Here is a 22,213-nt window from a genome sequence, read left to right on the forward strand (position 1 = left end):
TCACAAAAAAATGTTTCCTTACATATCAATTATATGCTGCGTCAACATTTTTTACTCGCGCCTAGTCTTGCTTAGAACTCTGAATTTTTAGAGACGCTCATCAGTCATTAATCCAAGGCATTACCTCGTCAAACGCCTTGTCTCCATCCTCACATGGAACGCCATGTGGTCTGAGGCTGGCAAAATCATAGCGTCGAGTATCTGCCAGGTGTGAAAGCTGGATATTTTGTAACGCGGTAAACATGGTTTCCAGTCTGCCCGGGAATTTCTTATCCCATGTTTGCATCATTTCCTTGATTACCTGACGTTGCAGATTTGGCTGAGAGCCGCACAAATTGCAAGGGATAATTGGAAATTGAGCAATTTCAGCAAATGTCGCCAGATCTTTTTCCTTGCAATACGCGAGTGGACGAATCACGACATGGCGGCCATCGTCGCTGACCAGCTTAGGCGGCATGGCTTTCAGTTTTCCACCGTAAAACATGTTGAGGAAGAAAGTTTCCAAGATATCATCACGATGGTGTCCCAGTGCAATTTTAGTCGCGCCCAGCTCACCCGCAACCCGGTAAAGTACTCCTCTGCGCAGGCGGGAACAGAGGCTGCAAGTAGTTTTACCTTCCGCAATCACGCGTTTCACCACACTGTAGGTGTCCTGTTCGACAATACGAAACGGGATACCGATTTCAGCTAGATAATCTGGTAATACCTGTTCGGGAAACCCCGGTTGTTTTTGATCAAGATTGACCGCAATCAACTCGAAATCAAGTGGGGCATGTGCCTGCAGGTTACGTAGAATTTCCAGCAAAGCATAACTATCTTTCCCTCCCGATAAACATACCATGACACGATCACCATGTTCGATCATGTTGTAATCGGCGATTGCCGTTCCTACCAGACGCCGCAGGCGTTTATGCAACTTGTTCGTGTTATATTCCAGTTTTCGGGAAGATGCTTCCGCAACCATGGTGACTCCTGACAGACGTGAAAAAATATTGATTCGAGAAATTACTAGCTGCCAGTAAAACTGCAGCGGAAGCAATTTAGCAGGAACATTCGATTGTTCCTGCTATCGAAAAGACGCAAAGTATTTAAAATTTTGTTTATTAAATTTCGAATGGAGGGTATATGAAAAAGCAGGCTTGTGTCGCAATGTTGCTTCTGTTCTTGACTATTCCGATTGCCCACTCAGAAAAGCTGGATTATAACCATGCAACGATAGGCAGGCCAGGCAACGTGGCGAACATTTCACGTACAATCAATATTGAAGCATACGAGTATCGTTTCGCACCTTTCGAGATAAACGTTAAACAGGGTGAAACCATCCGGTTCATTGTCAGGAATACTGGTAAGAAAAGGCACGAAATGATGATCGATACCCTGGAGCATCTTAAGAAGCATGCGAAAATGATGCGCTCATCTTCCGGCATGCATCATCATGAGGACCCTAATAAAATTGTGCTCTACCCGGGTGAAGAGAAAGAACTGATATGGCAGTTTACCCAAGCGGGAACAATCTATTTTGCTTGTCCGATCCCTGGGCATTTCAAGGGTATGCGTGGCAAAATTTTTGTGGAGGAAAAATGAAAGCAGAGCAATTAAACATTTTGATAACACTCGCACTGATGATGGCCATTTTGGTTATCCTTCCAATGCATGTCAGTGCTAATCAGACAGTTGAAGTTTATAAAAGTCCAACCTGCGGATGTTGTGCTAAATGGGTGGAACATTTGGAATCACATGGCTTTACCGTTAATACTCATGATGTCGGTAATCAGAAAATACGTGCGCAGGCTGGCATAGTTCCCAGCCTCGGTTCCTGCCACACCGCAATGGTTGATGGCTATGCCATTGAGGGGCATGTACCGGCAGAAGATATCAAACGACTGCTCAAAGAAAAGCCGCGTGCAGTGGGACTGACAGTTCCGGATATGCCCCATGGTTCTCCGGGCATGGAAACCGGGCGCGTTGACCCATATGACGTATTACTGATCAAAAAATCAGGTGATACACGTGGCGCAACGACTATTTACAGCCGGCATGGCGCATTACCGCCTGCAAGCGCTGTACAACCATTGAAAAATGATTTTTCAGAATCGATACTGCGACTGAAATAAATGGCCTTTTACAGATTTCCAACCATCTTGTTGCTCTTGAGCCTGGCTGCATGCTCAAAACAGCCTACTACCAGTCCAAGGGATGCACTGGATAGAATTCTGGGCAACCCCGAGCATGAGAAAGTGGTTGTGCGCAATTTCGACCCTGCTCAGATTGAACGTGGCCGCATTATATTTCAGCAAAATTGTGCTGGTTGCCATGGTGAATATGCGCAGGGAACAGCAGACTGGCGCAAACCACTCGATAACGGTAGATATCCACCGCCGCCGCTAAATGGTACCGCTCACGGGTGGCATCATTCTACCGAGGAATTGAAACAATTCATTCTCAAGGGAGGGCCACCCGGAGAGGGGCGCATGCCGGGTTGGGAGGGAATTCTTCAGGATCAGGAAATAGATGATGTTCTGGTATGGATTAAATCGTTATGGCCAGATGAAATTTATCATGGTTGGTATACCAGAATCGAGAATCGCTGACTGATTGATAGTTTTGATGGCGCGCCCAACACGATTCGAACGTGTGACCCCCGCCTTCGGAGGGCGGTACTCTATCCACTGAGCTATGGGCGCTGTAAAAATACACAAGTGCGAGTTTAATCAGGATATCTCAAAAACCAGCTGCATGATACTCGCTTCCTCGCCAATCTTTTGGCCTGCTTGCGGCGGCTACTGTTTGTGATAGCCTATTCTGATTCTCGTTGCGGTATCGGTTGATTCGGATAAATTCTTACCGTTTTAACACCCTGATTGTTTGTCTGCAGGACTTCCATCCGACAACCATCAATCTTTAATCCAGTGCCGGTCTCCGGAATATCCTGAAAATACTCCAAAATCAGTCCATTTAGAGTTTTTGGTCCGTGAAGTGGCAGCTGTAAGCCTAACTTACGATTTAAATCACGTAATAACGTACCACCTTCAGCGATTATACTCCCATCTGCTTCCCGTTTGCATGCGCCAGATTGCGTGGGGGCATGAGTAGTGAATTCACCAATTACTTCTTCCAGAATATCTTCGAGAGTAACCAGTCCCAACCATTCACCATATTCATCGACCACTAGACCCATGCGGCGATGATTCTCCTGGAACAACTGCAGTTGGGAGAAAAGGGGAGTACCGGATGGAATAAAATAAGGCTTCTGCATAACTGCTTCCAGCATGGCAACGCTGACCTTTTCTTCTTTGAGCTGATTTAATATCTTGCGGGCATGCACAATACCCACTACATTATCAAAATGCTTGCGGTACAAAGGAAATCTTGTATGGTGACAGGTCAATAACTGGTTTTTGATCACGGCTTCATCCGCCTCCAGATCAATCGCTTCAATCTGGTTCCGAGGCACCATCACATCATCAACCGTAACGGATTCCAGATCAATCAGGTTGGCCAGTACACTCTGATGTTTTTTCTGAATAAAATGTCCCGCCTCCAGTACCAATGTTTTCAGTTCTTCCATGCTAAGCTGATGTGCCACCTGCTGCGATGGTTTCAGGCGAAGCACGATCAATAGCATCTGCACAAACAGATTAATAAACCAGACAACTGGAGAAAAAAGCTTGAGTAAGGGCGTCAGAACATAGCTGACTGTCAGCGCAATGCGTTCAGGATAAGCGGCAGCAATCACTTTTGGTGTGATTTCACTGAAAATCAGTATTGCCAGCGTTACCACTACACTACCTAACAACAAAGCCAGCTCGCTGTGCGCAAAAAAAAGTGAAACGATCACGGCAACCAGCGTCGCTGCTACGGTATTCAACAGATTATTGCCCAGCAGAATGACACCCAGCAGTTTGTCAGTGTCCTGCAACAATCTGATTGTCAGCTGTGCCCCACGATGGCCCTGTTTGGCAAGATGCCTGAGACGATAGCGATTGACCGCCATCATACTGGTTTCCGATAAGGAAAAAAAACCGGATAACAGCAGCAGTAGCGCCAATATAGCCAGTAAAAGGTAGACAGGAATATCTTCCAGCACGTACTATCCTTGCAGCAAGAGCAGAATACTCTCGGTAGCTTTCAAAAGGTCATTCAAATAAACAAGTAGCAGAAAATATGGTAATTCAAAGCGTTAATCTTTTTCGAACCATGCAAAATAGGCATAGCTCTTGGGTGCCACTTCAGCCTCCTTGAGTACCTTCTGTGCTTTCTGGTCAACCTTTTTGTCCCACCAGAGTGCGCGCGCTGCTTTCTGTTTCTCAATCAGTTCAGGGTGCTTTGCAAAAAGTTCGCGCATAAACTTCGTGTGCTCGGATTCGTAGAGTTCCATGTTATTCAATTTACTCAAAAAGTTAATAATACTAATCCTATAAGATCCAGGAACAGAATTTATTATTATGTAGAGTCATGACATTGCCTTGATGTGCAATGCCATGATCATGTTTCGATCTGTCTTTAGACGATATCGTCCCGCAATTACTTCATCTTATCCACTTTTGTTATATGGAGGTGGTCCCACTGGCATCAAATATAGCTATGCCATTATAGATTAGCTAAAAAATTGTTTCATAGGAGATAACCATACATGGAAAATCATAAAAAATTTGTAAAATTTGAGAACAAGATTGTTTTTATCGGATTTGGGTGTGTTGGGCAAGGGGTGTTACCCCTTATTCTGCGCCATATAGACATACCGTCTGCGCAAATACGGATCATCTCAGCTGATACAGAAGGTCAGATCCAGGCCGAGAAAGCACATATTTCCTTTACAGTATGCCCGCTTACCCCACAAAATTTTCAACAGATTCTGGATGAAAGTCTGGTGCCTGGAGATTATCTACTTAATTTATCCGTCAATGTTTCCAGCCTGACACTGATCGAGTATTGCCATCAACGCGGCCTGCTTTACCTGGATGCCTGTCTCGAACCCTGGCAAGGTGGCTACACTGATACGACCCTGTCGCTATCGGCACGTTCTAATTACAATGCACGCGAGCAATCGCAGAATCTGCGTGAACGACTCGGTAGCGGACCGACAGCAGTGCTTTGTCATGGTGCCAACCCAGGACTGGTTTCCCACTTTACCAAACAGGCGCTGGTGAACATTGCCCGGGATACCGGCGTTGATTTTGTATTGCCGCAAACGCGCGAATCATGGGCAGCGCTTGCACAAAAACTGAATATCAAGGTTATCCAGTGTGCGGAACGTGATACGCAAACTGCGAAACCGTTCAAGCGGATCAATGAGTTCGTTAACACTTGGTCGATCGATGGTTTTGTCGGAGAAGGATTGCAACCTGCCGAACTTGGTTGGGGCAGTCATGAAAAAACCGAACCACTTGACGCCAGTCACCATGGTTATGGCTGCGATGCTGCCATTTACCTGCGTCGCCCGGGAACACGCACCTCGGTAAGAGGATGGAATCCGTTAACCGGTGCTTATCAGGGGTTTTTGATCACACATGCCGAATCGATTGCCATTGCCGACTACCTTACTGTCAAGACCGGCGATAAACTTGACTACCGTCCCACTGTCTATTATGCCTATCATCCTTCCGATGCAACTGTTCTGTCCATCCATGAATTAAGTGGTCGAAATTTTAAGCAGCAGGAAACTAAACGCCTGTTGATGAATGACATTGAATCCGGCTCGGATGCCCTGGGAATGGCATTGATGGGGCATACCAAGGGGCTGTACTGGTATGGTTCGATTCTGTCGATCGAGGAAGCGAGGGATCTCGCACCCTACAATAATGCCACCAGCCTGCAAGTCGCAGCCGGAGTGCTCAGTGGGATGGTGTGGGCAATCGAGAATCCGCAAGCAGGTATCGTCGAGCCGGAAGAAATGGATTTTAAACGTGTTCTACAAATAGCTTCGCCCTATCTTGGCGACATAACGGGACAGTACAGCAACTGGACGCCATTACGAAACAATTTGGCTTTATATGAAGCGCACCTGGATACAACCGATCCATGGCAGTTTAAAAATTTCCGGGTGGTTTGAACTCATGTCGTTACATCTAAGTCTCGCATAAACAATATGGATCTTCTCACACAGGGTTTGCTGGGTGCAAACCTGGCTGTTACCGGCGCACAAAAACACGAAATCCGTCTGGCAACGGGGATCGGCTTTTTTGCCGGTATGGTCGCGGATGCTGATATTCTAATTCAATCCGAGCAGGATCCATTGCTGACCATCGAGTTTCATCGTCATTTTACACACTCCCTATTTTTTGTCCCTTTTGGCGCGTTTATTGCTGCCGTTTTGCTATGGCCTTTTCTGCGCAAACGACTGGGATTTCCCAGACTGTACCTATTCTGTCTGCTGGGATACAGCTTAAGCGGCGTTCTGGATGCCTTGACGAGTTATGGCACCCATCTTTTATGGCCGCTCATCGAAACCCGGGTGGCATTGAATATTATTTCCGTTATTGATCCAGTCTTTACGCTCATTTTGCTGGTGGCGCTAATCATTGCGTTCCGGAACAAAACGAAGACTCATGCTATCTTTGGTTTAATCATCGCCAGTCTCTACCTGCTGATTGGCTACGCCCAGCTGCAGCGAGCAGAGCTGACGGCATTGACCATTGCCCAGTCGCGTCATCACGAGATTGAGCGATTACTGGTTAAACCAACGCTTGGTAATTTATTGCTGTGGCGTTCAATTTATGAGTATGGCGACCGATTTTACGTGGATGCAGTGCGAGTTGGGTTTTTCTCAAGCCCGACCGTCTACCCGGGCGAGTCAGTTGAGAAATTCGTCAAAACCAACTACCTTGATCGTTCTTTCATGGGATCCATACTGGCCGGTGATATTGACCGCTTCAGCATATTTTCGGACGGCTTTGTGGCCTTGCAGCAAGGAAGGCAGGATTTGCTGGTGGATATTCGTTATTCCAGCTTGCCAAACAGCACTGCACCGCTCTGGGCCATCGAAATGAATCCGGCGCAGCCAGACCAGCATGCGCAGTTTCGCGTGTTTCGCAGCATGTCGAAGACGCTGCGCGAGGAATTCGTTGCCTTGCTGATGGGAAGCAAGTAGTCAGTCTTTTAGTTGACTGGCTGAAGCATGATCCCTGCCAGAGGAGGCAGGGTAATTTCTATGGAATCGTTGCATCCGGACCATGGTATCGGCTCTGAGTTGACGGTGCCATGATTGCCGATATTGCTGCCATCATAATAGCTTGAATCACTATTAAAAATTTCCTGGTACTGACACGCTCGGGGTACGCCGGTACGGTAAGTGAGCTGCGGTACCGGCGTAAAATTTAATATTACCAGTAGAAAAGAGCCGTCTGCTGCTCGGCGCTGATAGCTGATCACAGAGTGATCAGCATCATGACAATCAACCCAGTCGAAACCTTCCTGGAAAAAATCCAGCTGATGTAACGCTGGTAGGGTCAGGTACAGATGATTAAGGTCTCGCAACAGAATCTTCGCACCTTTATGGCAGTCCAGTTCGAGTAAATACCAGTCCAGCTGATCACCCACTTGCCATTCTCGCCCCTGCCCAAACTCATTACCCATAAAATTCATCTTCTTTCCAGGGCAGGTCATTTGATAGGTAAACAACAGGCGTAAATTGGCAAATTTCTGCCACGCATCTCCGGGCATTTTGTCGAGCAGAGAGCCTTTGCCGTGCACAACCTCATCGTGCGACAACGGCAGAATAAAGTTTTCTGTATAGGCATAAAGCTGGTTGAAAGTCAGGTCATTGTGATGATAGCGGCGATAGATGGGATCATGCTTCATATAGCGCAGCGTGTCATTCATCCAGCCCATATTCCATTTGATCGAAAAACCCAACCCACCTAGATAAACTGGGCGTGATACCGCCGGCCAAGAGGTGGATTCTTCCGCCAGTGTCAATGCGCCAGGAAAATGCCCATGCACCATGGTGTTCAGCTCACGCAAAAACTCGATGGCTTCGAGATTTTCACGACCTCCAAAGCGATTCGGCAGCCATTCGTCTGGTTGGCGAGAGTAATCGAGGTAGAGCATCGAGGCGACCGCATCGACACGCAAACCATCAAGATGGAACTCTGTCAGCCAGTAATGCGCGCTTGACAGCAGGAAGGACTTTACCTCGTTACGCCCATAGTTGAAAATACAGGTTCCCCAGTCCTGGTGATAACCTAGCCTCGGATCTTCATGTTCATAGAGAGCTGTGCCGTCGAAACGCGCGAGGGCAAAATCGTCATTTGGAAAGTGTGCTGGTACCCAGTCTAAAATGACACCGATCCCGGCTCGATGGCACGCATCCACAAAATATTTACAATCATCCGGCCGACCAAAGCGGCTGGTTACCGCGAAATAGCCGGTTGTTTGATACCCCCATGATTCATCAAGCGGGTGCTCTGAGATCGGCATTAGCTCGACATGGGTATATCCCATTTCCTGCAAATAAGGTACTAATTGTGCAGCCAGTTCTCGGTAAGACAGAAAGGAGCCGTCAGCGCGCCTTCTCCAGGAGCCAGGGTGAAGCTCATAAAGGTTGATAGGCGCGTGCTGCCAGTCCCATTGCGCGCGCTGCGTCATCCAGTCACCATCCTGCCATTCAAAAAGACTGGTAGCGGGTACTAATGCCGCGTTATTCGGACGCAATTCATAATAGTTCGCGTAGGGGTCCGTTTTTAACAGAATCTCGCCAGTAAAGCGGTTGCGGATCTCGTATTTATATAAGGTGTTCTCCTCTAAATCCGGAACGAATAATTCCCATACGCCACTTTGTGCATGTGAAATCATGGGATTGATGCGGCCATCCCACTGATTGAAATCTCCAACTACGCTTACCCGTTCAGCATTAGGTGCCCATACCGAAAAGCGTACTCCCTGGATACCATGATTCCTGACGCGGTGCGCACCCAGCATCATATAAGCCTGATGCAGGCGGCCTTCGTTGAACAAGTACAAATCATGACCGGATATTTGCAACGGAAAAGCGTAGGGGTCACAGCGCTCCTCAATCACACGTGTTGAAGCATTTTCCAGGCGAATCACATAGGGGAAAACAGCATTATCGCCAGTCCACTCAAAAATACCGGTTTCGTCAACATGCTGCATTGGCGCAAACCCGAGCGAGGTCTGCAACCAGACACGTGATGCGTGAGGCTGATAAATTCTGGCCAGTTTGCCGTGAACATGCTCGCGCATTCCAAGATACAGTCGCGGGTTATGCAGTCTGGCAGCCAGCAGCAACGCCCGAAGGTCATCATCTGAAGATGGGTTAACAGTAGGCGGTATTTTTTTCATTGACATGCGCTTGATTATAACCCGATACAACAGGAGATTATGGTCAATACGGCTAGAACTGCCTATCGAAATGACGTAAGATGATTTTACTATTAACCAGGTGAGCGATTATGGAAACTCCACAAACCGAACCATTCAGTCATCATCCACGCTTTGTCAGCAAACTTACACGTAATACCCTCGCATTGATACTGGCGGGCGGCAGAGGTACGCGGCTGAAAAATCTCACTGACTGGCGCGCCAAACCAGCAGTACCATTTGGCGGTAAATTCCGCATTATCGATTTTGCGCTATCCAACTGCGTTAATTCCGGGGTACGTCGTATCGGTGTGGTGACTCAATACAAGGCACAAAGTCTCATCCGCCACATTCAACGTGGTTGGAGTTTTTTAGATGGTCGTTTTAAGGAATTCATCGAGTTATTGCCCGCCCAGCAGCGTACCGAAGAGACTTGGTATCAGGGTACGGCGGATGCGGTTTTCCAGAATCTGGACATCTTGCGCAGTCATAACCCTCAATATGTGCTTATTCTCGGTGGTGATCATATTTACAAGATGGACTATGGTCGCCTACTGGCTGATCATGCAGAAACGCAGGCGGATCTGACTGTTGCCTGCATCGAAGTGCCAGTCAGTGAGGCCAGTGCATTTGGCGTCATGGCGGTTGATAAAGATTGGCGCATTGTTAATTTCAGTGAGAAGCCAGAGAATCCTACGCCGATTCCCGGACAGTCCGATAAGGCGCTCGTTAGCATGGGGATATATGTATTTAACGCCAGGTTTTTATACGATCATCTGATCGAGGATCACGATGCTAACGCTTCATCACATGACTTTGGCAGAGATATCATTCCACGACTGGTTGAAAGTGCACAGGTCTATGCACACCGTTTCCAGCGTAGTTGTGTCAGCACCACACCGGACGCTCCTTACTGGCGGGATGTTGGCACTGTCGACGCCTACTGGGAAGCAAATATCGATCTCACGACCATCACGCCTGATCTGAATCTGTACGATGAGGACTGGCCAATCTGGACTTATCAGGAACAACTGCCTCCTGCCAAATTTGTATTCGATGACGATAGCCGCCGCGGCCAGGCACTGGACTCGATGGTCTCAGGCGGTTGCATCATCAGCGGTTCAACGGTTCGTCGCTCGCTGCTCTTTTCCAATGTTCAGGTCAGAAGTTTCAGCACCATTGAGGATTGCGTTATTCTACCCAACGTTGATATTGGTCGCCACGCACGCCTCAGGCGAGTGGTTATTGAGAAAAACTGCGTAATTCCAGAGGGCCTTGTCGTGGGATTTGATGCCGATGAAGATAAAAAACGTTTTTACGTTACCCAGGAAGGAGTGACATTGATCGCACCTGAAATGCTGGGGCAATTCTACCATTATGTTCGCTAATGAATATTTCGAAGAGCGTGTCGTCACGTTAAACCAATTATATGATTTTTAAAGATTTAATTTCATTTGTTATTATGCTATGAGCCATCATCCGTCTACGCTCGACCTGGTCATACTTTGGCACATGCACCAGCCAGATTACCGCGATAGCGAAACGAAAGAGTTTACCCTGCCTTGGGTGTATCTTCATGCCATCAAGGATTACACCGATATGGCGCATCACCTGGAAATGCACCCCAGCATTCGGTTGGTGGTTAACTTTGTTCCCGTGCTGCTGGATCAACTGGAAGATTATTGTCAGCAATTTGCCAAAGCGACTATCCGCGACCCACTATTGCGTTTGCTGGCCACGCCTGATTTAGACCAAATATCTCCAGAAGATCGTGCATTGATTTTTAAAAGCTGTTTTCTGAGTAATCATGAAACCATGCTCAAGCCGTACCCGGCTTATCAGGCGTTACGCAATATCTATAATGAGATGGAGGCGCAGGGTGACAAGGAAATGGTATATGCCTCTGGCCAATATCTGGCTGACCTATTAATGTGGTATCACCTGGCTTGGACAGGTGAGAGCATACGCCGGTCCAATAAGAATGTGATCGAACTCATGTCAAAGGGCAAGCAATTCAGTTTTGAAGATAGAATTAGCTTGTTCAATCTGTTCGGTGAATTGATCGGCAATCTCATCCCGCGCTATCGCAAGCTGGCAGAATCCGGCCAGATTGAACTTTCCACTACGCCACACTACCATCCGCTGGCGCCATTACTGATTGATTTCAATTCCGCGCGCGACAATTTGCCGGATGCGGCGTTACCTGCCACCACCTGCTACCCTGGTGGGCGTGGGCGGGTGGAGTTTCACGTAAAATCTGCCGTAGCCAGTCACAGCAAACGATTTGGTATCAAACCGGCAGGTGTCTGGCCGGCCGAGGGAGCGATATCGGACGCTTTTGTTCATATTCTGGTAGAAAACGGTACCCAATGGATTGCCAGCGGACAAGGTGTATTGGCCAACAGTTTACAAAAATCCTACCCCAACCAGCCCATTCTGGATAACGGGACTTATCTGTACCAACCCTATCGCTTCGATACCGGGAACGACGGAACGCTGTGTTTTTTTCGAGATGACCAGCTATCTGATCTGATTGGCTTTGAATACGCGAAATGGTTTGGACGTGACGCTGCCCAAAATTTTATTGACCGGCTTGAACTTATCCGGCATATGACGCATGAGACCACTAGTCCTGTCGTCAGTGTCATACTCGACGGTGAAAATGCTTGGGAATCCTATCCGTACAACGGTTATTATTTTCTGAATGATCTTTACGAATTACTGGAACAGCACAGCGAGATTCACACGACCACCTTTCAGAGTTATATCAATAAGCAGCAAAAAGATAAAACTTTTATCAAACCATTGCCCACACTATGTGCAGGTAGCTGGGTGTACGGTAATTTCTCAACCTGGGTTGGCGGTCATGACAAAAATGCCGCGTGGGATCTACTCTGCGCAGCCAAGCATACTTACGATCTTGTGATGCAAAGTCAACGGCTAACCAAAAAAGAAAAAGAAGCAGCCAATCGGCAACTGGCCTCCTGCGAAAGTTCCGACTGGTTCTGGTGGTTTGGTGACTACAACTCACCCGCCGCAGTGGAAAGTTTTGATCAGCTTTTTCGCAAAAATCTCATCAACCTCTACAAGCTTCTTAAAATTCCGGCACCTGCTAACGTATTTGAATCCATCAGTCATGGCGGAACTGTCAGTGGCGAGTCCGGAGCAATGCGGCGCACTACCTGAAGCAATTGCATATAGTCATGAAATTACAGTATGACGGCGCTAGAATGCAACGATTGATTCACAAACTTGGAATAGCATATGACTCAGCCCGTATCTCTGCTCTTTGGTGTCCACGCGCACCAGCCAATCGGCAACTTTCCCGAAGTTGTAAAGGATGCGCACGAGCGTTGTTATCGCCCATTCTTAGAGACCTTGTTCCGTTATCCTGAATTTCACTTTGCAGTACACTTCTCTGGCTGGCTGCTGGATTTTCTGCTCGAGCATTATCCACAAGATATGGCCATATTGAGAGAAATGGTCAAGCGTGGACAAGTCGAGCTTTTTGGTGCAGGTGAGACTGAGCCAGTGCTTGCCGTCATTCCGGAGCAGGATCGTATTGGTCAAATCAAAACATTTTCATCCAAGCTTAAGAAAAACTTAGGGCAAAAGCCGCAAGGCGCGTGGTTGACCGAGCGCGTCTGGGAAGCAACAGTTGTTCCATCGCTGGCAGATTGTGACATTCGTTATGTCATAGTCGACGATTATCATTTCATTTGTGCAGGTAAGGATCAAGCAGAACTCGATGGCTATTTTTCTACCGAGGAAAATCGGCGCACGCTCGACCTATTTCCCATTTCGGAACAGTTGCGTTATAAATTGCCATTTTCTCCTGCAAATGACGCCATCGCCTATCTGGCATCACTAGCCGATCATCAACAGCCTAACCGGCAATCGGCAGCCATTTATTTTGATGATATTGAGAAATTTGGTATCTGGCCTGAAACCTATCACTGGGTTTATACAGAAGGCTGGCTGGAGCAGTTTATACAGGGTGTGCTGGCATCTTCCCGAATCCAAACCCAGCATTTTCGTGATTATCATGCCCATGAAAAAACGCGTGGTATTGTCTATTTGCCAACTACCTCCTACATAGAAATGAGCGAATGGACGCTACCGGCGATACCAGCCCACACTTATGCGGATCTGGTACAGCGCGCCAAGATAGAAGGTTGGTATGAACGCAGCAAATCATTTTTGCGCGGCGGTATCTGGAAAAATTTTTTCTCACGCTACCCCGAGTCAAACTGGATGCATAAGCGCATGCTTGGGCTTTCTGCGCGTTATGTCGCCTTGCCAGCAAAACAGCGCACCAGCACCATGCAGCAATGCCTGTACGCTTCCCAAGCCAACGACGCTTATTGGCACGGCTTGTTTGGAGGGCTGTATCTTCCACATCTGCGGCGAGCCATCTACAATAATCTGATTGAGTTGGAAGCTCTGCTGGATCAATGCCAGCCTCGCCCAACTCATTACGAAGAAGATACGGATCTGGATGGTATCAATGAGATTTACCTGCAAAACAGTCAGTTGCAGGCTGTTATCAAGCTGAATACTTACGCCAGTCTCTGCGAACTGGATGCTTACGCTCTCAAGCATAACTTTGCGGATACACTGACCTGCCAGACCGAACACTACCACCGCAAAATTCAGCCAGAGCCTCGACAGGAAGCGAATCACCATCAATCAGGAATTGCCTCGGCGCACGACCGAATCAGCTTCAAGCATGTCATCAGCCAGACAGATCTACAACCTGACACACACCCGCAGCACCTTTTCGTGGATCATCTGAATGGCAATTTGCTGACTTACCAGAAGCTACCTGCTGATGACGATAAAACCGTCTGTTTTCAATCTACCCATGGGCAGATTCTAATCAATAAACAAATACGTCTGAAGCAGAATCAGTTGATTGTCACTTATGGAAGCGATGGTGACATGAATGGCAAAGAAAATTTGCAGATGCAGACAGAAATCAACCTTGCCATGCCGAGCTGTGATGGTCCCGGTGGACGCTATCGTCAACAGAAACGGAATCTTGCCGGTTTCGGGTTGCCACTTGAAATCAATGACTTTGAATCTATTATGCTTGAGGATGACACCCTGAAAGGTAGCGTAATTCTTCATGCCTCACCAGCAGTAATATTTCAGGCACATCCTCATTTTTCCGTATCTCAATCTGAGGGCGGTTTTGAAAAAATCATGCAGGCAGTAAAAATCACGCTCATCTGGACTTTTGTTACCAACCAGCAAAAAATTTGCCTGGAATTCAAGAAAAGAGATTAGCGGCGGGCTAAAAGAAGAAGGCTGAACGTGTCCGAGCTGACTAGTAAGCTAGTCATCGATCAATCCATGGTCAGCAACCTGATTGAAAATGCCCCGAAGAAAACCCTGATTAGCAAGATATGAAACTCAGGAATGAAGTGGGTACAATAAAGCCGTTTTCATCATATTAAGGCGGTCAGTCGGCAGATATCGGCAATGCATGTTTAGCTTGCGGAAAGGAGAAACATTGACATCAGTAACAGAATCATCCAGAAAACAGATCAGTAAAACTGTGGCCCTGTTCGGCGAAGTGCTTGCCGACATCTTCCCGGATCAGAACGTACTGGGCGGTGCGCCGTTCAATGTAGCGCGTCACTTGCAGGCGTTTGGACTGCATCCTTGCATGATCAGCCGTGCCGGCAACGATGCATTGCGTGATGATCTGCTGCGCGAGATGGACAGGCTGGGCATGGACAAAACCGGCATCCAATGCGACCCCACCTATCCAACTGGCCAGGTGCGGGTGCACATGAAAGATGGCGGGCACAGCTTCGAAATTCTGCCCGATCAGGCCTACGACCATATTCATGCTGGCGTCACTCACATGATGACCATGTCGCTGAAGCCGGAACTGGCGTATTTTGGCACACTGGCGCAAAGAGGCATGGAATCTCGCCTGGCACTGGACAAATTCCTGGCGGACAGCAAATGCCCGCGCTTTCTGGATATCAACCTGCGCAGCCCCTGGTACAACAAACACACGGTTCGACGCTCGCTGCTGCGCTCGGATATCGTCAAAATGAATGAAGACGAGCTGGAAATCGTCTCCGATTACTTCAAGATCAGTGACAAGACGCCGCTGCTGAAGGCCGAAGCCTTGGTGGAGCAGTTTGAGCTGAGCTGTCTGCTGATTACCTGCGGCGAAAACGGAGCTTGGCTGATCAACCGGCAGCATGAAGTATTCAGCACCACCCCAGCCGAGAACACGCAGACGATAATCGATACGGTCGGCGCGGGTGACGCCTTCGCTGCGGTTTTTATCATCGGCCTGCTCAACCAGTGGGAAATGCCGGTCGCCATGCAGCGGGCCGATCAATTCGCCGCAGCCCTTTGTGGTATTCGAGGCGGTGCGCCGCAGAATCAAGACTTTTACCTGCCGTTCAAGCAGGCATGGCAACTGTAACAGGCCGTTGAAAAATGTTGCGAGAATGGTCGGATGCAAGATACACAGAACACAACGACCGAGATATATTAAGTAGATAGGCGAGGGAACGAGCACCGCGCAACGCTGCAGACGGCTACCACAATAGTTTTCCAATGGCTTATTAAAAAAGGGGAGTAATCTTTAACCCAATATGCAGAATACAAAACAGCAGCAAAAATCCGAAAACCCCATCTATATCCTGATGATCAGCATGCATGGCCTCATCCGTGGTCATGACATGGAACTTGGCCGCGATGCCGATACAGGAGGCCAGGTCACTTATGTCGTTGAACTGACCAAAGCCCTGGCTCGACACCATGAAGTAGAAAAGGTCGACCTGCTGACACGCCTGATTGAAGACCCGAATGTGAGTCTGGACTACGCACAGCCAGAAGAAAGCCTTGGCAATGGTGCTCGTATCGTGCGCCTGCCCTGCGGCCCCAGACGCTATTTGCGCAAGGAACTATTGTGGCCGTATCTCAATCAGGTCGTGGACAGATCTCTGCACTTCCTGCGTCAACAGGGCCGCCTGCCGGATCTGATCCATACTCACTATGCAGATGCCGGCTATGTCGGACAGCAGCTTTCTCTGCTACTTGGCATCCCGCAGGTACACACTGGCCATTCACTGGGCCGTCCCAAACTCGAGCGCATGCTGGCCAGCGGACGCAAGGCACATGCACTGGAAAAGCAGTTTAATTTCGAACGGCGTATCAATGCCGAAGAAGAAATCATCAAACATGCTTCGCTCATCGTCACCAGCACCCAGCAGGAAATCGATCAGCAGTACGGTCTCTATACCAACTGCAACCATTCTTCGCGCTTCCGCGTCATACCGCCGGGTACGGACACTTCGAGATTCTCACCGCCGCTACGCAAAAAGATACAGCCTGCTGCACAACAGCTGGTGGACAAATTCCTCATCGACCCGGAAAAACCGCTAATATTCTCCATCAGTCGGCCGGATGCCAGAAAAAATATCAAGGGTCTGGTCAAAGCCTATGGCCAGAATCTGGAACTACAGGAAGCCGCCAACTTGCTGATCGTCGCCGGCACCCGCAGCGATATCCGCGAACTGGAAGAGTCCGAACAGAAGATCATGAGTGAACTGCTGTTCGATATTGACCGCTATGACCTGTGGGGCAAGGTCGCATTGCCAAAACACGTCGGCCAGGAAGAAGTCCCTGAGCTCTATCGGCTGGCAGCCAGGCGCCGTGGCATATTCGTCAATCCGGCATTTACCGAGCCGTTCGGCCTGACACTGATCGAGGCTGCCGCCAGCGGTTTGCCTTTTGTCGCACCGGACGACGGCGGCCCGCGCGACATCGTCGCCAACTGTCGCAGCGGGCTGGTGGTCGATACGCTGCACAGCGATGAGATCGGCAAGGCGCTACTATACATTCTGCAGGATAGAAAACGCTGGCGCCAATGGGCCAACAACGGCATTGCCGGTGTCTGGCGACATTACAGCTGGGCGGCTCATGTCGAAAAATATATGAAGGAAATCCGCGGACTGCTGCGCCGCGACAAGAAGCGTCTGCGGAGACAGCATGCAATTATCCAGCATGGCGAAAAATCCTATATGCCGCTGGTGGAAAAGGCATTGATCAGCGATATCGACAACACCCTGCTCGGTGACAGACGTTCGCTGAAACAACTGACAGCCTGGCTGAAAACGCAGCGTACCAAGCTGGCTTTCGGTATCGCCACTGGCCGCACGATCGAAAGCGCTGTCGCTGTTCTCACGAAAAACCAGGTCAACATTCCAGACGTGCTGATCACTTCGGTCGGTTCCGAGATCCATTACAGCAAGAAACTGGTGCCTGATCTTGGCTGGACTGCGCATATTCGTCATCAATGGCGCCGGGAGGCGTTGGCCGAGGCGCTGGCCAGATTCTCAGGCCTTGAATTGCAGGCGTCGGAAAACCAGCGCGAGTTCAAGCTAAGTTATCTGGCTACGCCAGACAGCATGCCGCCTCTCAACGAACTCTATGAATATCTGCATGATCTGAAACTGCATGCACAACTAATCTACTCGCATGAAGAGTTTCTTGATGTGCTGCCAGTCAGAGCTTCCAAGGGTCATGCCATCCGCTATCTGGCCTACAAATGGGGATTGCCGCTGGAAAATTTCCTGGTAGCCGGTGATTCCGGTAATGACATCGAAATGCTGGTCGGCGATACACGCGCTATCATTGTCGGCAATCATAGTCCAGAGCTGGCAGTATTGCGCGACCAGGAACAGATCTACTTCGCACAAAGTCACAATGCTGCAGGTATCATCGAAGGATTGCAGCACTACGGTATGGAGGAGTTCGCGCATGTATGAGCAGGTTTCACATTCCTTGCTGAACGACATCTTGATCAAGCTCGAGCGCGACATCAATGACAAAAATCTGCAGCATTTCTATACCCGCCTCGGGGCGAACTTCTACGCCATCTATTCCCTGTTTCATCAGCTTTATAGCCATCGTCCCGACTTCAAGCAACAGATGGAGCGACTGGTCACCAGCCTCACCTGTGCCTACATCAAGCGACCGCAACAGCTGCGCAAACTGGATCTGGCACGGGAAAAGGATCACAACTGGTTCCTCAGCCAGAAATGGGTCGGTTACGCGCTCTACTGCAAGGAGTTTGCCGGTGATCTGACAGGGCTGCAAAAGCATCTGGGTTATCTGCAGGATCTCGGCATCAACCTGCTGCATGTAATGCCGATTCTGGATTGCCCGAAAGGCAAGAGCGACGGTGGTTATGCCGTTCGCGACTTCAAAAAGATCAACCCGGAAGTTGGCACCATGCGTGACTTGGACGAGCTGGTCGAGAACATGAATAAGCGCGACATGCTGCTGGTGCTGGATGTGGTGGTCAACCATACCTCCAACGAACATGAATGGGCCGTAAAGGCGCGCAAAGGCGAGAAGGCCTATCAGGACTACTACCACGTGTTCGACAACCGCGAATTGCCGGACATGTATGAAGAGACCATGCCTGAGGTCTTTCCAGAAACCTCGCCCGGCAATTTTACCTGGGATGAGCAGATGGGCAAGTGGGTGATGACGGTTTTCAACGACTACCAGTGGGATCTGAACTACAGCAATCCCACCGTCCTCATCGAGATGGTCGAAATCATCCTGCACTGGGCTAATCATGGGGCCGACATCATCCGGCTGGATGCTGTCGCCTTTTTATGGAAGAAAATTGGCGGTACCTGTCAGAACGAACGCGAAGCTCACCTGATCCTGCAACTGATGAAGGACTGCTGTCAGGTCACCGCACCCGGTGTGCTGTTCATCGCCGAGGCCATCGTCGCGCCGGTGGAGGTCATCAAGTATTTCGGCGAGGATGCCATCAATGCCAAGGAATGCGAGATCGCCTACAATGCCACCTTCATGGCGCTGTTGTGGGACGCCGTTGCCACCAAAAAGGCCGGCTTGCTCAACCTTGGTATCAGGAGTATTCCGGACAAGCTGGAGCGCGCAACCTGGCTCAATTATGTACGCTGCCATGACGACATCGGTCTAGGATTCGGCGACAACGATATCAGGCTGGCGGGTTACGATCCCAAGCTGCACCGAAAATTTCTGGTCGATTACTACACCGGCCAGCACAAGGTTTCGCCTGCACGTGGCGTCGCATTCGGTATCAACAAGAAGAGCGGCGATGCCCGCATCGCCGGATCGCTGGCCTCACTAGCCGGGCTGGAATCGGCCATTGAGAACAACGACCCGGTTGCCATCCAGGAGTCCATAGACACCATCGTGCTGTTGCACAGCGCGATTATGGCTTTTGGTGGTATTCCACTGCTCTATTATGGCGACGCCATTGGCACCCTGAATGACATTTCCTATCTGGAAGATGAATACAAACAGCACGACACCCGCTGGGTTCATCGGCCCAAACTGGACTGGACTAAGGCCGCTCTCAGGAATACGCATGGCACTATTGAAAACCGGATTTTCACTCCACTGAAAAAGATGATCGCTGTACGCAAGGAGATTCCCGCCTTTGCCGATCACAATAATCGCGAATTGCTGGACACGGAAAACCCGCATTTGTTCGTTTTTTCCCGCTTCGACTATATCAACACACAGTCCCGCGTGCTAGTAATCTGCAATTTCGACAATCGCCCGCAAAATCTGGACATTACCGGCTTGTGCAAACGCGGCTTTTTCCAGCACGGCAGCGTGCGCGATCACTACAGCGGCAATGAGATCAACGTCGACTACCAGCAGCTGGAAATCCCTGCACTCGGTTTCTACTGGCTGCAAACCTGATTACAACGTAAATACATGATACTTTTTTGATGTCCTTCTTAAAGAAAGGGAATCTCTACGCTGATCAAGCAATGGTTTCTTGAATCGCTGCGGTCGATTCTTGTTTTACCGAGTGGTCTGACGGCACTGATTTTCTATAGGCCAACAGGCGGTCTCTCCGCTCTGGCGCGTTGACCACATCGACTATACTGTTTGTTCATAAAATTTCGGCTTTTATGTGCCGAAAACACTTGTATTTTTATGATCAGTTATGGGAGGTTGATGGAGATTGTAAGCAGGGACAGTACAATGGCATGAGATATATTTTCATGATATTTAACAAAGAATATGTCTTTTGGTCATTGAGTGGAAAATTCATTTCTATTTCTTGCTACCGGGTATATAAAGATCGGTAATTACACCTTCTGCAGTTTCCGCAGCAAACATGATGGTCTCGGATAAGGTGGGATGTGGATGGATTGTCAAGGCGATGTCCTGCATGTCCGCTCCCATTTCCAGTGCAAGCGTTGCTTCCGCGATCAGCTCCCCGGCATTGACGCCGGTGATGCCTGCTCCGAGTATGCGCCGGGTGGTCTTGTCGTATAGCAGTTTGGTCAAACCGGTTTCGCTACCCATCGCGATTGCACGGCCACTGGCCGCCCACGGGAAGCTTGCCTTCTCATAGGCAATGCCCTGTTTTTTCGCTTCCGTCTCCGTCAGGCCCATCCAGGCAATTTCTGGGTCGGTATAGGCAACTGAGGGGATGGTGCGGGCATCGAATGCCACCTTGTGGCCAGCAATGACCTCCGCTGCAATTTTGCCTTGATGGGAAGCCTTGTGCGCCAGCATTGGCTCGCCAGTGATGTCGCCAATGGCAAAAATATGTGCAGCGTTGGTGCGCATCTGTTCATCAACTGTAATGAAGCCGCGCTCATCGACTGCCACACCGGCAGATTCGGCAGCGATCAGCTTGTCATTAGGGCGGCGACCGATTGCAACCAGGACCATATCGAACCATTGTGCTTCGGGTGCCTGTTCTCCTGAAAATGAGACTTTCAGCCCCTTTTTGCTGGCTTCGATCTGGCTGACACTGGTATCGAGCCAGATGGCTTCACATGTCTGTTTCAGTTTGCTGACAAGGGGTTTGATAAGATCACTATCCGCGCCGGGGATGAGTTGTGGTAGCCGTTCGACGATGCTGATCTTTGTTCCCAGCGCCTGGTAGACTGTGGCCATTTCCAGACCAATGATGCCGCCGCCTATTATCAGCATGCGTTTGGGTAGGGTATGCAGCGCCAGCGCATCGGTGGAGTTGATGATGCGTGGATCCTTGGGCAGGCCGGGAAGTCTGGCTGAGGATGAACCTGCGGCAATTACACAGTGATCGAACGAAATCGTTTTGATACCATCGGGTGTCTCTACGGTAAGTGCATTGGGGCTGATGAATTTTCCACTGCCCTGAATGACTGTGACCTGACGTTGTTTTGCAAGCATGGACAGTCCCTGTGCCAGTTTCTTTACTACACCGTCTTTCCAGTGGCGTAATTGTTCAAGATTGATTGCGGGCTGTCCGAATTCTATACCTACTTCCCGTACAGCTTGTGCCTCTGTCAGAATTTTGGCGATGTGCAGCAATGCCTTTGAGGGAATGCAGCCGACATTTAGGCACACGCCTCCCAATACCGGATAGCGTTCGATTAACACGACCTGCTTCCCGAGATCGGCAGCGCGAAAGGCTGCGGTATAGCCACCCGGGCCAGCACCGAGCACGAGTACCTCGGCATGTAGATTGTCGGGAGGTGCTGGAGAAGATGTTGCTGCCGATACCGACGCTGCTACTTCACGTATTTGATCCGTATTTTCACGGATGTCAGTCGTTGTGGTTGTTTGTGTTCCAAATCTGGATGCGCTGAGTTGATCGGTTGCTTCAGTCACTTCCAGCGTGGCAATCAATATCCCTTGTGATACTTTGTCACCCGCCTTGACATGAATCGTTTTGATGGTGCCAGCCTGGGGTGATGGCACTTCCACCGTGGCTTTGTCACTTTCCAGCATCAGCAAGGGAGTATCCACTTCTACCTGGTCACCAGGTTTTACCAGAATTTCAATGACGGGGACGTCTTCGAAATCGCCGATATCGGGCAGGGTGATTTGAGTCAATTTTGTCATG

The 22,213-nt window shown here is 49.3% G+C and carries 16 protein-coding genes and 1 tRNA gene; 11 read left to right on the top strand and 6 right to left on the bottom strand.

The window, feature by feature from the left end:
* Positions 1–100: 100 nt before the first annotated feature.
* Positions 101–964 (bottom strand): tRNA 2-thiocytidine(32) synthetase TtcA, encoded by an 864-nt coding sequence (gene ttcA, locus NSMM_RS14295; protein WP_090288596.1) that lies wholly within the window; start codon positions 962–964, stop codon positions 101–103.
* Positions 965–1,125: 161 nt separating this feature from the next.
* Here ttcA and NSMM_RS14300 point away from each other — a divergent pair, with 161 nt between their 5' ends.
* The 3 genes from NSMM_RS14300 to NSMM_RS14310 are packed head-to-tail and all read left to right on the top strand — an operon-like array spanning position 1,126 to position 2,591.
* Positions 1,126–1,584 (top strand): cupredoxin domain-containing protein, encoded by a 459-nt coding sequence (locus tag NSMM_RS14300; protein WP_090288497.1) that lies wholly within the window; start codon positions 1,126–1,128, stop codon positions 1,582–1,584.
* Positions 1,581–2,114 carry a DUF411 domain-containing protein gene (locus NSMM_RS14305; RefSeq protein WP_090288499.1) on the top strand — a complete coding sequence of 178 codons (534 nt, stop codon included), beginning with the start codon at positions 1,581–1,583 and terminating at the stop codon, positions 2,112–2,114. The genes NSMM_RS14300 and NSMM_RS14305 overlap by 4 nt, the downstream gene beginning before the upstream one ends.
* On the top strand, positions 2,115–2,591 hold the full coding sequence (locus NSMM_RS14310) for a c-type cytochrome (RefSeq protein ID WP_090288501.1): 477 nt from the start codon (positions 2,115–2,117) through the stop codon (positions 2,589–2,591).
* A gap of 17 nt (positions 2,592–2,608) precedes the next feature.
* Here the strand turns inward: NSMM_RS14310 and NSMM_RS14315 are convergent.
* The 3 genes from NSMM_RS14315 to NSMM_RS14325 all read right to left on the bottom strand — a co-directional run bounded on the left by NSMM_RS14315 (position 2,609) and on the right by NSMM_RS14325 (position 4,378).
* Positions 2,609–2,684, bottom strand: a tRNA-Arg gene (locus NSMM_RS14315).
* A gap of 113 nt (positions 2,685–2,797) precedes the next feature.
* Positions 2,798–4,084 (bottom strand): HlyC/CorC family transporter, encoded by a 1,287-nt coding sequence (locus NSMM_RS14320; RefSeq protein ID WP_245654838.1) that lies wholly within the window; start codon positions 4,082–4,084, stop codon positions 2,798–2,800.
* Positions 4,085–4,180: 96 nt separating this feature from the next.
* Entirely contained in the window at positions 4,181–4,378 is a 198-nt protein-coding gene (locus tag NSMM_RS14325) for a DUF3460 family protein (RefSeq protein ID WP_090288503.1), read from the bottom strand.
* 255 nt (positions 4,379–4,633) lie between these two features.
* Between NSMM_RS14325 and NSMM_RS14330 the strand changes: the two genes are divergently transcribed.
* Entirely contained in the window at positions 4,634–6,052 is a 1,419-nt protein-coding gene (locus NSMM_RS14330) for a homospermidine synthase (protein ID WP_090288505.1), read from the top strand.
* Positions 6,053–6,088: 36 nt separating this feature from the next.
* The gene (locus NSMM_RS14335) at positions 6,089–7,090 is read left to right on the top strand and encodes a metal-dependent hydrolase (RefSeq protein WP_090288507.1); all 1,002 of its coding nucleotides are present in this window, start codon (positions 6,089–6,091) and stop codon (positions 7,088–7,090) included.
* Between the two features lie 8 nt (positions 7,091–7,098).
* Here the strand turns inward: NSMM_RS14335 and glgB are convergent, their stop codons facing one another.
* Complete coding sequence (glgB, locus tag NSMM_RS14340; RefSeq protein WP_090288509.1) at positions 7,099–9,300, bottom strand: 1,4-alpha-glucan branching protein GlgB; 2,202 nt, start codon at positions 9,298–9,300, stop codon at positions 7,099–7,101.
* A 110-nt stretch (positions 9,301–9,410) separates the two neighbouring features.
* On the opposite strand from glgB, the gene glgC reads away from it, so the two are divergent.
* From glgC to NSMM_RS14370, 6 genes are all read left to right on the top strand, one after another.
* Entirely contained in the window at positions 9,411–10,706 is a 1,296-nt protein-coding gene (gene glgC, locus NSMM_RS14345; RefSeq protein ID WP_090288511.1) for a glucose-1-phosphate adenylyltransferase, read from the top strand.
* Positions 10,707–10,785: 79 nt separating this feature from the next.
* The gene (locus tag NSMM_RS14350; protein WP_090288513.1) at positions 10,786–12,504 is read left to right on the top strand and encodes a glycoside hydrolase family 57 protein; all 1,719 of its coding nucleotides are present in this window, start codon (positions 10,786–10,788) and stop codon (positions 12,502–12,504) included.
* Positions 12,505–12,582: 78 nt separating this feature from the next.
* Complete coding sequence (locus NSMM_RS14355; RefSeq protein ID WP_090288515.1) at positions 12,583–14,607, top strand: alpha-amylase/4-alpha-glucanotransferase domain-containing protein; 2,025 nt, start codon at positions 12,583–12,585, stop codon at positions 14,605–14,607.
* 226 nt (positions 14,608–14,833) lie between these two features.
* A complete protein-coding gene (locus tag NSMM_RS14360) occupies positions 14,834–15,769 on the top strand; it encodes a carbohydrate kinase family protein (protein ID WP_245654831.1) in 936 nt (311 codons plus the stop codon).
* 172 nt (positions 15,770–15,941) lie between these two features.
* On the top strand, positions 15,942–18,119 hold the full coding sequence (locus tag NSMM_RS14365) for an HAD-IIB family hydrolase (RefSeq protein ID WP_090288517.1): 2,178 nt from the start codon (positions 15,942–15,944) through the stop codon (positions 18,117–18,119).
* Complete coding sequence (locus NSMM_RS14370; protein ID WP_090288519.1) at positions 18,112–20,064, top strand: amylosucrase; 1,953 nt, start codon at positions 18,112–18,114, stop codon at positions 20,062–20,064. The genes NSMM_RS14365 and NSMM_RS14370 overlap by 8 nt, the downstream gene beginning before the upstream one ends.
* A gap of 360 nt (positions 20,065–20,424) precedes the next feature.
* On the opposite strand, the gene lpdA is transcribed toward NSMM_RS14370, so the two are convergent.
* Positions 20,425–22,212, bottom strand: a complete 1,788-nt coding sequence (gene lpdA / locus NSMM_RS14375; protein ID WP_090288521.1) for a dihydrolipoyl dehydrogenase — start codon at positions 22,210–22,212, stop codon at positions 20,425–20,427.
* Position 22,213 lies beyond the last annotated feature (1 nt).

This window comes from Nitrosomonas mobilis (assembly GCF_900103035.1).
Lineage (GTDB): Bacteria > Pseudomonadota > Gammaproteobacteria > Burkholderiales > Nitrosomonadaceae > Nitrosomonas > Nitrosomonas mobilis.